The 12,810-nt window shown below is 51.9% G+C and carries 15 protein-coding genes and 1 pseudogene; 10 read left to right on the top strand and 6 right to left on the bottom strand.

All coding sequences use genetic code 11. The features are described from left to right. The first annotated feature begins 118 nt into the window (after window positions 1-118). Complete coding sequence (gene slyB / locus BZK41_RS08065) at window positions 119-586, top strand: outer membrane lipoprotein SlyB (protein WP_003029175.1); 468 nt, start codon at window positions 119-121, stop codon at window positions 584-586. 47 nt (window positions 587-633) lie between these two features. Here slyB and slyA read toward each other — a convergent pair whose 3' ends face one another. Then, complete coding sequence (gene slyA / locus BZK41_RS08060; RefSeq protein WP_019076732.1) at window positions 634-1,074, bottom strand: transcriptional regulator SlyA; 441 nt, start codon at window positions 1,072-1,074, stop codon at window positions 634-636. Window positions 1,075-1,266: 192 nt separating this feature from the next. On the opposite strand from slyA, the gene BZK41_RS08055 reads away from it, so the two are divergent. The 3 genes and pseudogenes from BZK41_RS08055 (at window position 1,267) to BZK41_RS08045 (ending at window position 4,406) form a co-directional block, all read left to right on the top strand. Continuing rightward, on the top strand, window positions 1,267-1,503 hold the full coding sequence (locus BZK41_RS08055) for a DUF1656 domain-containing protein (protein ID WP_003029180.1): 237 nt from the start codon (window positions 1,267-1,269) through the stop codon (window positions 1,501-1,503). A gap of 2 nt (window positions 1,504-1,505) precedes the next feature. After that, complete coding sequence (locus BZK41_RS08050) at window positions 1,506-2,369, top strand: HlyD family secretion protein (protein WP_079937811.1); 864 nt, start codon at window positions 1,506-1,508, stop codon at window positions 2,367-2,369. Further along, window positions 2,366-4,406: pseudogene (locus BZK41_RS08045) on the top strand (FUSC family protein). Before BZK41_RS08050 ends, BZK41_RS08045 begins: the two are co-directional and overlap by 4 nt. On the opposite strand, the gene sodC reads toward BZK41_RS08045, so the two are convergent. The 3 genes from sodC to BZK41_RS08030 all read right to left on the bottom strand — a co-directional run bounded on the left by sodC (window position 4,382) and on the right by BZK41_RS08030 (window position 6,173). After that, window positions 4,382-4,906 carry a superoxide dismutase [Cu-Zn] SodC gene (sodC, locus tag BZK41_RS08040; protein ID WP_079937809.1) on the bottom strand — a complete coding sequence of 175 codons (525 nt, stop codon included), beginning with the start codon at window positions 4,904-4,906 and terminating at the stop codon, window positions 4,382-4,384. The pseudogene BZK41_RS08045 and the gene sodC overlap by 25 nt on opposite strands. A gap of 81 nt (window positions 4,907-4,987) precedes the next feature. After that, window positions 4,988-5,884, bottom strand: coding sequence for an aldo/keto reductase family oxidoreductase (locus BZK41_RS08035; protein WP_079937808.1), 897 nt, complete (start codon window positions 5,882-5,884; stop codon window positions 4,988-4,990). 49 nt (window positions 5,885-5,933) lie between these two features. Then, on the bottom strand, window positions 5,934-6,173 hold the full coding sequence (locus BZK41_RS08030) for a DUF1289 domain-containing protein (RefSeq protein WP_043016432.1): 240 nt from the start codon (window positions 6,171-6,173) through the stop codon (window positions 5,934-5,936). A gap of 101 nt (window positions 6,174-6,274) precedes the next feature. Here BZK41_RS08030 and BZK41_RS08025 point away from each other — a divergent pair, with 101 nt between their 5' ends. From BZK41_RS08025 to rnt, 4 genes are all read left to right on the top strand, one after another. Beyond that, window positions 6,275-6,874 (top strand): TetR/AcrR family transcriptional regulator, encoded by a 600-nt coding sequence (locus tag BZK41_RS08025; protein ID WP_079937807.1) that lies wholly within the window; start codon window positions 6,275-6,277, stop codon window positions 6,872-6,874. A gap of 54 nt (window positions 6,875-6,928) precedes the next feature. Beyond that, a complete protein-coding gene (locus tag BZK41_RS08020; protein WP_032943320.1) occupies window positions 6,929-8,026 on the top strand; it encodes an alkene reductase in 1,098 nt (365 codons plus the stop codon). 97 nt (window positions 8,027-8,123) lie between these two features. Further along, window positions 8,124-8,531: a lactoylglutathione lyase gene (gloA, locus tag BZK41_RS08015; RefSeq protein ID WP_003832762.1), complete on the top strand. Its 408-nt coding sequence runs from the start codon at window positions 8,124-8,126 to the stop codon at window positions 8,529-8,531. Window positions 8,532-8,627: 96 nt separating this feature from the next. After that, window positions 8,628-9,275, top strand: coding sequence for a ribonuclease T (gene rnt / locus BZK41_RS08010; RefSeq protein WP_003029200.1), 648 nt, complete (start codon window positions 8,628-8,630; stop codon window positions 9,273-9,275). Window positions 9,276-9,328: 53 nt separating this feature from the next. On the opposite strand, the gene grxD is transcribed toward rnt, so the two are convergent. Then, window positions 9,329-9,676, bottom strand: coding sequence for a monothiol glutaredoxin 4 (gene grxD, locus BZK41_RS08005; protein ID WP_003832760.1), 348 nt, complete (start codon window positions 9,674-9,676; stop codon window positions 9,329-9,331). Between the two features lie 334 nt (window positions 9,677-10,010). Between grxD and BZK41_RS08000 the strand changes: the two genes are divergently transcribed. After that, complete coding sequence (locus BZK41_RS08000) at window positions 10,011-10,841, top strand: C40 family peptidase (protein WP_079937806.1); 831 nt, start codon at window positions 10,011-10,013, stop codon at window positions 10,839-10,841. Window positions 10,842-10,968: 127 nt separating this feature from the next. After that, window positions 10,969-11,550, top strand: a complete 582-nt coding sequence (gene sodB, locus BZK41_RS07995) for a superoxide dismutase [Fe] (protein WP_003029205.1) — start codon at window positions 10,969-10,971, stop codon at window positions 11,548-11,550. 39 nt (window positions 11,551-11,589) lie between these two features. On the opposite strand, the gene BZK41_RS07990 is transcribed toward sodB, so the two are convergent. Further along, complete coding sequence (locus tag BZK41_RS07990; RefSeq protein ID WP_008784665.1) at window positions 11,590-12,759, bottom strand: MFS transporter; 1,170 nt, start codon at window positions 12,757-12,759, stop codon at window positions 11,590-11,592. Window positions 12,760-12,810: the final 51 nt, after the last annotated feature.

The following is a 12,810-nucleotide window of genomic DNA, read 5'->3' as shown; positions in this document are numbered from 1 at the left end:
CGGTTAAGATTTTCATATTGTTCCAGTAGAACATGTGACCTTAGGCTCACAAATGCCATATAATTTAACCATGAAGGGTGCTTTATTAGCGTTTCGTGGTGACAAAGGAGATTTGTAAATGATTAAACGTGTGCTGATTGTTTCATTAATGGGCGTATCTTTAGCGGGTTGCGTTAACAATGATAGCCTTTCAGGTGACGTGTATACCGCATCCGAAGCGAAACAAGTTCAGAACGTTACCTACGGTACGATTGTTCATGTTCGTCCGGTGCAAATCCAGGGTGGCGATGACGCAAACGTGATTGGTGCTATTGGTGGTGCGGTACTCGGTGGGTTCCTCGGTAACACCGTCGGCGGCGGTACGGGTCGTTCATTAGCGACAGCTGCAGGCGCAGTTGCCGGTGGCGTAGCGGGTCAAGGCGTACAAGGTGCGATGAATAAAACCCAGGGTGTGGAACTGGAAATCCGTAAGGACGACGGTAATACCATCATGGTGGTTCAGAAACAGGGTGCGACCAAGTTCTCAGCCGGCCAGCGAGTTGTTATGGCTAACAACGGCAGCCAGGTTACCGTGTCTCCGCGCTAATCAAATTCACGTGTGGTCAGACCCTGGCCACACGTCATCTTTTTGCTTCAGCCCTGTGACTGCAGCTCAATAATATTGTGTTCCAGCCTGGCGACCAGTTTAATCAGCAGATCAATTTCCTCAGCTGAAATCCCTTCCAAAATTTCTCCACGCGTCTTGTTGATAACCGCTTCCATATCAGCGATCAGCGGCTCTGCTTTTTCTGTCAGTTTAATTCTCTTTGCCCGACGATCGCTGGCGCAAGTCTGTCGTGAAATGAGTCCCTTTTCTTCTAACTGGTCAAGCGTACGTACCAACGAAGGCTGCTCGATGCCAATCGCTTTAGCCAACTGAATCTGCGATTGATCCGGCGGCAACTGATGAATGTTGTGCAGCGTAACCCAATGCGTCTGCGTCAACTCCAGAGGTTTCAGGCGATGGTCAATCAGAGCACGCCAAATGCGCACCAACCGTGCCAGATCAGAACCTAATGGCGATTCCAATTTCATCTCCTTATAATTAGCTTGCTAAGTTATTGTGCTGATTTTAGAATAGTGTGCAGCATTTGTATTCCCAAAACAAATGTATTGCCAAATTTGCTTACCAGCTGACATTTTTTCAGACATTATGCGTTACGGAGACTCATTGTCTCTTTTTTGCTAAACCTATAGCAATGCTCTCTTCCGCCAAGGATTTTGCCCGTGAAGTTTATGTTTAATGCAACAGGATTGCCCCTACAAGATTTAATGATCGGCGCATCTGTCTACTTCCCTCCTGTTTTCAAGGCGATTGTAGCAGGATTTATTCTCTGGCTGGTTGTTCATCGCCTGCTGCGCGACTGGATTTACTCCGGCGAAATCTGGCATCCCCTGCTAATGGATCTGTCACTCTTTACGCTTTGTGTGTGTCTGGCCTTTGTTATGCTGATAGCGTGGTGATTATGTCGCTTAAAACCGTTAAATACTTCTCCACTATTATAGTCGCTGCAATCGCAGTTTTCGCCGGATGGTGGATGTGGAATTACTATATGCAATCGCCCTGGACACGTGATGGTAAAGTGCGTGCTGAGCAGGTCAGCATCACACCGCAGGTGTCAGGCAGCATTAGCGAACTCAATATAAAAGATAACCAGTTTGTGAATAAAGGCGATATCCTTTTTGTTATCGACAAGACGCCATTTCACATTGCTGAACTGAATGCGCAAGCGCAACTGGCAAAAGCGCAGTCTGACCTGGCGAAAGCCAATAACGAAGCCAACCGCCGCCGTCATTTATCGCAAAATTACATCTCGGCCGAAGATCTCGATACCGCAAATCTCAACGTGAAAGCCATGCAGGCGAGCGTTGAAGCAGCAGAGGCCAGTCTGCGCCAGGCACAGTGGCAACTGACGCAAACAGTGGTCAAAGCCCCCGTAGCGGGCTGGGTTACTAATCTTTCAACCCGTACCGGAGACTACGCTTCAACCGGTAAGCCTCTGTTTGCCCTTGTCGACAGTCACTCTTTTTATGTGATGGGGTATTTTGAAGAAACTAAGTTGCGTCACATTCGCGAGGGTGCGCCTGCCCTTATCACGCTCTACAGCGGTAACACAAAGTTACAGGGTCACGTTTCCAGTATTGGCCGTGCCATCTACGATCAAAGTGTGGAAAGTGATTCCGGCCTGATTCCCGATATCAAACCCAACGTGCCGTGGGTGCGTCTGGCGCAGCGTGTCCCGGTACGCATCGAATTCGACGCCCTGCCGCACGATGTCACGCTGGTGTCAGGTACAACCTGCAGCGTATCCATCGGCCAGCGTAAATGAAACTGCCCTGCCTGACGCCAGGCAATTTGCCGTGGTTTAAAGCCACGGCGGCACAGTGGCGTTATGCGCTGCGTAACACCATTGCGATGTGTCTGGCGTTAACGTTCGCTTATTATCTGAATCTGGACGAACCCTATTGGGCGATGACCTCGGCTGCGGTGGTCAGTTTTCCCACCGTCGGCGGGGTTATCAGCAAAAGTCTGGGTCGCGTGGCGGGTAGCCTACTGGGAGCCACCGCCGCACTGATTATTGCCGGTCATACCCTTAATGAGCCGTGGCTGTTTTTGCTGAGCATGTCGGTGTGGATCGGTTTTTGTACCTGGGCCTGTGCACATTTCACCAATAACGTTGCCTACGCCTTTCAACTGGCGGGTTATACGGCGGCGATCATTGCGTTTCCCATGGTCAATACCGTGGAAATTACGCAGTTATGGGATATCGCGCAGGCACGTGTGTGTGAAGTCATCGTCGGTATTCTGTGTGGCGGCGTGATGATGATGATCCTGCCCAGCACCTCCGATGGCACAACGTTACTGACTGCATTGAAAAACATGCATTCACGTTTACTGGAACATGCCAGCCTACTCTGGCAACCAGACACCACGGATGCCATTCGCACAGCCCATGAAGGTGTTATCGGGCAGATCCTGACCATGAACCTGCTGCGTATTCAGGCATTCTGGAGTCATTACCGCTTTCGTCGCCAGAATGCTTTGCTCAATTCGCTGTTGCACCAGCAGTTACGCATGACCAGCGTGATTTCCAGTCTGCGCAGGATGCTGCTGAACTGGCCTAATCCCCCGTCCAGTACCCGGGAAATCATCGAACAGTTGCTCAGCGAACTAATAAAATCCAATGCTAATAGCTACACCGTCGCACGTATTATTGCCCCACTGCGGCCCGTCGATGCCCGCGACTATCGGCACGTCGCCTTCTGGCAACGACTGCGTTATTTTTGTCGACTCTACCTGCGCAGCAGTCATTATCTGCATTTACTGGAAAATGGTGTTACCGCCGAGCGTATTAATATCGCCCGCACGCCGGGGCTTGCTCGTCATACCGATAATGCGGAAGCTATCTGGAGCGGGATACGTACGTTCTGCACTTTGATGCTTATCGGCGCATGGAGCATTGGCGCACAATGGGAATCAGGCTCTGGTGCACTCACGCTCGCCGCGATCAGCAGCGTGCTGTATTCCGCCGTCGCCACGCCGTTCAAGTCGCTTTCTTTGCTGATGCGTACGCTGGTTCTACTGTCGCTATTTAGCTTTGTGGTTAAGTTTGGCCTGATGGTGCAAATTTCCGACCTCTGGCAGTTTATTCTCTTTCTCTTCCCGCTACTCGCCACCATGCAACTGTTAAAGCTGCAGATGCCTGCGCTGGCAGGTCTTTGGGGGCAGCTGATCGTATTTATGGGATCGTTTATCGCGGTGACCAATCCGCCGGTATATGATTTTGCTGATTTCCTGAATGACAACATAGCGAAAATCACCGGCGTGGCACTGTCATGGCTGGCTTTCGCCATTCTGCGGCCCGGATCGGATGCGCGGAAAAGTCGCCGCCATATTCGCGCCCTGCGTCGGGATTTTGTCGATCAGCTCAGCCGACATCCATCACTCAGTGAAAACGAATTTGAATCGCTGACCTATCATCACGTCAGCCAGCTCAGCAACAGTCAGGATGCGCTGGCGCGACGCTGGTTATTACGTTGGGGGGTCGTCTTGCTGAATTGCTCGCACGTGGTGTGGCAACTACGCACCTGGGAGGCGCGTTCAGATCCGCTGGCTCGCGTCAGGGACGTGTGTATCTCGCTGCTGCGCGATGTAATGAGCGAACGTGGCGTCCAGCAACGACCACTGAATGCCACGCTGAGTGAGCTACAGCGCATCTGCGATACGCTTGCCCACCATCATCAACCTGCGGCGCAGGAACTGTCGGCACTGGTCTGGCGGCTACACTGCTCGCTTTCGCAGCTCGAACAGGCGCCGCCGCCGGGCACTCTCAGTCGTTGATTATTTGATAACACCACAGGCGTAGCGCGCTCCGCCACCGCCAAGCGGTTTCGGTTGATCGGACATATTATCGCCGCCCACATGGATCATCAGCGCTTTGCCTTTAACCTCATCGATCGTTTTCAACCGCGGCGCAACGACCGCCGTTGTGGCGTTACCGTCGTTATTCACCACCAATAGCGGCAGGTCGCCCATATGACCTGCGCCTTCCGGGCCTTCATGTTTGCCGGTTTGGTGCGGATCATAATGGCCGCCAGCCGATTCTGCGGCTGAGGCTTTCCCTTCTTTAATTGCCGGTTGGCAGCTGCCGTTCATATGCACATGGAAGCCATGTTCACCTGGCGGCAACGCTTTCAGATCGGGCGTAAACTCCAGCCCCTTTGCGGTTTCAGCAATAGTGACGGTACCAATCGCCTGGCCGACGCCTTGCGACGTGACCAGATTCATCGTCACTTTTTCTTTACTGGCAGCCTGCGCACCTGCACAGGCGAGTAGAGTGATAATGGCCAAACTCAAACGCTTCATAAGACCTCCGTCCAAAAGGTGTCTGATTGTTAAGTGTAAACCAGTGACACAATTTTGAACGGAAACGCGCCAAAAACGCGATTAGGGTACGTCGTAACCCAGCGCCGCTTTACGAATGCGGAACCATTGCTGGCGAGACATGTTCAGCGATTCAGACTCAATGGCAGCACGTACGCGCTCTATTTTTCCTGAGCCAATAATCGGCAGCGGCTGAGACGGTAAACGTAAAATCCAGGCGTATACCACCTGTTCAATAGACTGCGCGTTCAACTCTTCTGCGATTACGGCAAGCTCATTACGTAAAGGCTGGAAAGCATCGTCATTAAACAGACGCCCACCGCCAAGGCAGGACCAGGCCATCGGGTGAATGCGCAACTGTTGCAGTTGATCTAAAGTACCATCCAGCAGGAGCGGCTGATGTACCGGTGAGATCTCAACCTGGTTGGTCGCCAGAGTAAACGGCAGACGTGATTGCAGCAGTGAGAACTGTGCCGGGGTGAAGTTAGAAACGCCAAAGTGACGCACTTTGCCGCTGTGGTGCAATTTTTTAAACGCATCAGCTACGTCGTCAGCATCCATAAGCGGATCGGGACGGTGAATCAGCAGCAGATCAATATGATCGGTGGCCAGCAGCTTCAGCGATTCTTCCGCACTGGCAATAATATGCGCGCTGTCGGTGATGTAGTGACCCAACGCATTTTCCGCGCGCGCCGTCGTCGCGATCCCGCATTTGGTCACAATCTGCATTTTTTCACGCAAATGCGGAGCCAGCTTCATTGCCTCACCAAACGCCGCTTCACACTGGTATCCACCGTAAATATCGGCGTGATCGACGGTGGTAACGCCCAGATCCAGATGCTCTTCAATAAAGCTGACTAGCTGGCGCGCGGACATATTCCAGTCCATCAGGCGCCAGTACCCCATCACAAAGCGAGAAAATTCCGGGCCTTGCGGCGCAATAGTAATACGCTGAACCATAGCAGCTTCCTTTTAAGTGAATGTGCCTCGAGTATACGCAATTACGCTTTTAAAAGAGTGAAGGTTGTTGCGGTTCTTCCGAAGGGTTGGCTTTGTTTGCTCGTAATTTACGCATCAGGCGCTGACGACAAAGCCGCAGCACTTCCTGCTTTTGGGCATCGCTCATATTTTGCCAGTTAAAACGCTCATCCCGACTGCGAAAACAGCCACGGCAAAAGCCGCGTTCGTCAGACTGACATATTCCACGGCATGGGCTCTGGACGGGGAAAAACTCCAGCTGTTCGGCCACATCCCCTCCTTTAGTAAGATTGATATACCTATTGAAGACGTTAACTGAATTTCTCGCAAGCGCTATTGCATTAGACCGACTGGTCTATTACACTCCTTTTCATGAACAAAATCACTGAACACGATACACGCGAACATCTGCTGGCGACTGGCGAACTGCTGTGTATGCAGCGCGGCTTCACCGGCATGGGTTTAAGTGAGTTACTCAAAACCGCTGAAGTCCCCAAGGGTTCGTTTTATCACTATTTTCGCTCTAAAGAAGCGTTCGGTGTCGCGATGCTGGAACGCCACTATGCGGCCTATCATCAGCGACTGGCTACGCACTTTGATACGGGTGCGGGAAACTACCGCGACCGTATTCTGGCCTACTATCAGGAAACCCTGAACCAGTTTAGCCAGCACGGCATTATTAGCGGCTGTTTAACTGTAAAACTGTCTGCCGAAGTGTGCGATCTGTCAGAAGATATGCGCACAGCAATGGATAAAGGCGCGCGGCACATTATTGTGCTGTTAGCGCAGGCGCTGGAGAAAGGTCAGGCCAGCCATTGTCTGTCCTTTGTTGGCGAGCCGTTACAGCAGGCGCAGGTACTGTATGCGCTGTGGCTTGGCGCCAACCTGCAGGCCAAGATTTCTCGTAGCGCTACTCCGCTGGAAAATGCGCTGGCGCACGTTAAACACATCATCACAACGCCTGCCGTTTAACAGGCGTTTTTATTTTCTTTGTTACTAGACGACCGGTCTATTCAGGAGTACCACATGTCATCTGAAAAACTGTTTTCCCCACTGAAAGTGGGTGCCATTACGGCAGCAAACCGCGTATTTATGGCGCCACTGACGCGTCTGCGCAGTATTGAGCCTGGCGACATCCCTACTCCGCTGATGGCCGAGTATTACCGTCAACGCGCCAGCGCGGGTCTTATCATCAGCGAAGCGACGCAGATTTCCGCACAGGCGAAAGGCTATGCCGGAGCACCCGGCCTACACAGCGAAGCACAAATTGCCGCATGGAAGAAAATCACCGCTGCCGTACACGCTGAGCAAGGTCATATTGCTGTCCAGTTGTGGCACACCGGGCGCATCTCTCACGCCAGTCTGCAGCCAAACGGTCAAGCTCCAGTTGCACCTTCCGCGATTAGCGCTGGAACCCGTACCTCGCTGCGCGATGAAAACGGCCTGGCAACGCGTGCCGATACCTCAATGCCACGTGCGCTGGAAACCGAAGAGATTCCAGGCATCGTTAATGACTTCCGTCAGGCGATAGCCAATGCGCGCGAAGCGGGTTTCGACATGGTTGAACTGCACTCTGCCCACGGCTACCTGCTGCACCAGTTCCTGTCGCCAACGTCTAACCAGCGTACCGATCAATACGGTGGCAGCGTCGAAAATCGTGCGCGCCTGGTGCTGGAAGTAGTTGATGCTGGTATTAAAGAATGGGGTGCCGATCGCATTGGTATTCGCGTCTCCCCAATTGGTACGTTCCAGAACGTCGACAATGGTCCGAACGAAGAAGCCGATGCGCTGTATCTGATTGAACAATTGGGCAAGCGCGGTATCGCTTACCTGCACATGTCTGAGCCGGACTGGGCCGGTGGCGAGCCGTATTCCGATGCGTTCCGCGAAAAAGTTCGCGCGCGCTTCCACGGTCCTATCATTGGTGCTGGTGCCTACACCCCTGAAAAAGCAGAAGCGCTGATCGAGAAAGGTCTGATCGACGCCGTTGCTTTTGGTCGCGCCTATATTGCTAACCCGGATCTGGTGGCGCGTCTGCAACGCAAAGCGGAACTGAATCCACAACGTGCCGAGAGCTTCTACGGCGGCGGCGCGGAAGGTTACACCGACTATCCTACCCTCTAACGTCACAATCTCCGTTCTGCCATTGATAGCGGCGTAACAACGCCGCTATACTAAAACAACATTTTGAATGTATTAGCCATTTTCGAAGGGGAAAAAAATGCGTTTACTCCATACCATGCTGCGCGTGGGTGACCTGCAGCGTTCCATCGAGTTTTATACCAACGTGCTGGGCATGAAGCTGCTGCGTACCAGCGAAAACCCTGAATATAAGTACTCTCTGGCTTTTGTCGGCTACGGTCCTGAAACCAGTGAAGCAGTAATCGAACTGACCTATAACTGGGGTGTCGACAAGTATGATCTGGGTACTGCCTATGGCCATATTGCTCTGAGCGTAGACAACGCGGCTGAAGCCTGTGAACGTATTCGCCAGAATGGCGGTAACGTAACGCGTGAGGCAGGTCCGGTAAAAGGCGGCACCACAGTGATTGCGTTTGTTGAAGATCCGGACGGCTATAAAATTGAGCTGATCGAAGAGAAAGACGCCGGGCGCGGCCTGGGCGATTAATCTCCCCCCTCGGGCGCAGATCGTCTGTGCCCATAGTTTTATACTCATCATTTTGCCATAATACGCGCTGCAATTTTCCCGTATTAAGAGACCCAGATGTCCGATAACGCTCAACTTTCCGGTCTGTGTGACCGTTTTCGTGGTTTTTATCCTGTCGTCATTGATGTCGAAACCGCAGGGTTCAATGCCAAAACCGATGCACTGCTTGAGATTGCAGCCATCACACTGAAAATGGATGAACAAGGCTGGCTGATGCCGGACACGACGTTACATTTCCACGTAGAGCCGTTTGAAGGTGCCAATTTGCAACCGGAAGCGCTCGCCTTTAACGGTATTGACCCTAACAATCCGCTACGCGGTGCGGTCAGCGAATATGATGCACTGCATGCTATCTTCAAAATGGTGCGTAAAGGCATTAAAGACAGCGGCTGCAATCGGGCGATAATGGTGGCGCATAACGCTACGTTCGACCACAGTTTTATGATGGCGGCGGCAGAACGCGCCTCGCTGAAACGTAATCCGTTCCATCCATTTGTAACCTTTGATACAGCAGCATTAAGCGGCCTGTCACTGGGGCAGACAGTGTTGTCAAAAGCGTGCCTGGCGGCGGGAATGGAGTTTGACGGGAATCAGGCGCACTCGGCGCTGTATGACACCGAACGTACGGCCGTGCTGTTTTGCGAAATCGTTAACCGCTGGAAACGTCTCGGCGGCTGGCCTTTGCCGGTACCCGAAGAAGCGTAACGGCGACATAAAAAAAGCGACCATTTCAGGTCGCTTTTTTACTTTTGCTGATATTACTCAGCGTCCGGCTCTTCGGTTTTGTATTTCGCAGCTGTTTCTTTAATCAGCTGCTGCAACTCACCGCGCTGGTACATTTCGATCAAAATGTCACAACCGCCAACCAGCTCACCATCGACCCACAGCTGTGGGAAAGTTGGCCAGTTTGCGTATTTCGGCAGTTCGGCGCGAATATCCGGGTTCTGCAGAATATCAACATAAGCAAAGCGTTCACCACAGGCTGACAGCGCCTGCACAGCCTGAGCGGAGAAACCGCAGCTTGGCAGTTTAGGAGAACCTTTCATGTACAGGAGAATCGGGTTTTCAGCGATCTGGCGCTGGATTTTTTCGATAGTGGTGCTCATTATCTTGCTTCCTTAAACTTCTTTTACGGCAGTAGTCTGACATTGTAACGGGTCAGACAGGCAACGGAAAATAACATTTTCATTACGCGTTATTATTTTATCCCCTGACGCTAAAAGTTGCATTCACAATCTCACTTATCCCCTGCAAACATGTGGATTTGATTATCTGCTCACCAACTCCAACGTTAATTGCTGTTTTTTTTTGCGGTCGGTTACGAAACATAGTTTTAAACAAAAAAAGCTATTAACTTTCCCTCTTTCTATAGATTAGAATCGTCAAGTTTTGAAAATCACACGCAGGCACGATAGACCTGCCTTACCAGAGGACTGCTCAGTGGCGCGGATAAACCGAATCTCGATCACGCTCTGTGCTTTACTTTTTACTACACTGCCCTTTACGCCTATGGCTCATGCTTCCAAGCAGGCCAGGACGACACCTACCAATTCTCACACCATCAAAACGGTAGATAAAAAGAAAAGCGCAACAACCAGCCAAAAAACAACAAAGACCAGCAAGAAAACGGCGACAAAAACCACCGGCAAAACCAGCAACAAAACCGCTTCCTCTTCCAAAAAACGTACTGCCACTCCGGCAAAGTCGACTAAAACTGCAAATCGCCGTGGTAAAACTGCCGCAGCACAAACCGCAGCCGTGACCTGGACTGAAAAATGCACACCGCGCAAAGGTCATAAACCACGCTGCGTGAAGGTGAAAACTACTGCACCGACTACGCTTGCTGACGCACATAAAGTGAAGGTGCAGAAAGCGACTAAAACCGCTATGTCCACCCTGATGAACCAAATCGGTAAACCTTATCGCTGGGGCGGCTCCTCGCCAAGAACCGGGTTTGACTGCAGCGGTCTGGTTTATTACGCCTATAAAGATCTGGTGAAGTTCCGCATTCCGCGTACCGCGAACGAAATGTATCATCTGCGTGATGCCGCACCAATTGAACGTGGCGAACTGAAAAATGGCGATCTGGTCTTCTTTCGTACCCAGGGTCGCGGAACAGCCGATCACGTCGGCGTTTACGTCGGCAACGGTAAGTTTATTCAGTCACCGCGTAGCGGGCAGGAAATTCAAATCACCTCTCTGAGCGAAGATTACTGGCAGCGCCACTATGTGGGCGCTCGTCGGGTAATGACGCCAAAAACAATTCGCTAAAAACTTACCCTACAGAACATGCTGTAGGGTAAGTTCTTCTTTTGCATAACCTTTCAATTTGCTACCCTATCCTTACTCACAATGAGGCTATTGTGTGTACTCAATATAAATAATAAGGAGAGAAGCAATGTCGTTTGAATTACCTGCATTACCGTATGCCAAAGATGCTCTGGCACCGCACATTTCTGCCGAAACGCTGGAATATCACTATGGCAAACACCATCAAACCTACGTGACCAATCTGAACAATCTGATTAAAGGCACGGCGTTTGAAGGCAAATCACTGGAAGAGATCGTTCGTAGCTCTGAAGGCGGTGTATTCAATAACGCAGCACAAGTATGGAACCACACGTTCTACTGGAACTGCCTGGCACCGAACGCAGGTGGCGAACCAACCGGTAAACTGGCTGATGCAATTGCCGCCTCCTTTGGCAGCTTTGCAGATTTCAAAGCACAATTCACCGATGCCGCTATCAAAAACTTCGGTTCTGGCTGGACCTGGCTGGTTAAAGGAACGGATGGCAAGCTGGCTATCGTCTCCACCTCCAACGCAGGTACTCCGCTGACCACCGACGCGACGCCGCTGATGACCGTTGACGTATGGGAACACGCCTACTACATCGACTATCGCAATGCCCGTCCTGGCTACCTGGAACATTTCTGGGCGCTGGTGAACTGGGAATTTGTTGCGAAGAACTTCGCTGCATAAAAAAGATAACGCAGAAGGACTTCCTTCTGCGTTTTTGCATTAATTCGCGGTAGTGAAAGCCTCTTCAGGCTGTCTTCTTGCGGAAATGAACACCAGCAGCAGCGCAAGACCCGCCACAATCGCCCCCATCACCGGTACAAAACTGTAGCCCAGGCCGCCAGATATCACCGCCCCACCGGCCGCAGCCCCCAGAGCGTTCCCCAGATTAAACGCACCAATATTGACTGACGATGATAATCCAGGCGCTTCGCTGGCAACGCGCATCACACGCATCTGCAACGGTGGAACGACCGCAAACGTCGCCGCGCCCCAGACCACCATACTCACCGCCGCTCCCAGCTCATTACGCGCAAGGAAAGGAATGGCCAGCATAATAACCATCAGCAGCAGTAAAAAGCCTTTCAGCGTACCGTTGACTGAACGGTCAGCCAGTTTGCCGCCAAAATAGTTACCGATCGAGAAGCCAACGCCTATCAACACCAGCATGCCGGTAACAAATGCCGGCGTAGCATGAGTGATAGTATGCAGAACCGGCGAAATGTAGGTATAAAGCGTGAACATCGCCCCAGCACCCAGTACGGTAGTCAGTAACGCCGACAGCACCTGTGGACGCATCAACACCGCCAGCTCGCTGCGGACATCCGGGCGCTCGCCTGCTCCACCCTTGGGTAATGAGAAGAACAGGCTAACCATCGCAATGACGCCCAGCCCCGCAGTGGCCATAAACGACATGCGCCAGCCGATGGTTTCACCAAGCCAGGTCGCAGCCGGAACGCCGCCAATATTAGCGATGGTTAACCCCATAAACATCGTTGCCACGGCGCTGGCCTGTTTATGTTTGGGTACCACACTGGCAGCAACCACAGAACCGAGACCAAAAAAGGCTCCATGGTTAAGACTGGTCAAAATACGCGATAGCATCAGCGTGGTGTAATCCGGCGAGATAGCCGAAAGCACATTACCCAGCGTGAAAATCGCCATCAGGAATATCAAAGCATTACGTCGCGCACGATGAGACAGCAGCAATGTCATCAGCGGTGCACCTACCATCACACCTACCGCATAAGCGCTGATCAGCATGCCGGCCGCCGGAATCGAGACGTCCACACCTTTGGCAATGACGGGCAACAGCCCCATTGGCGAAAACTCGGTGGTGCCAATACCAAACGCCCCGATTGCCAGCGCCAGTAAAGGGTAATTGATTTTCATATTTCGACTCCGTATCGTCGAGCCGTGGCACGACATAAAGTAAGAGTCAAA

The sequence above is a fragment of the Citrobacter sp. A316 genome, assembly GCF_002042945.1.
In the GTDB taxonomy this organism is placed as follows: Bacteria; Pseudomonadota; Gammaproteobacteria; order Enterobacterales; family Enterobacteriaceae; genus Citrobacter; species Citrobacter portucalensis.
This window is presented reverse-complemented; position numbering and strand designations above follow the sequence as displayed.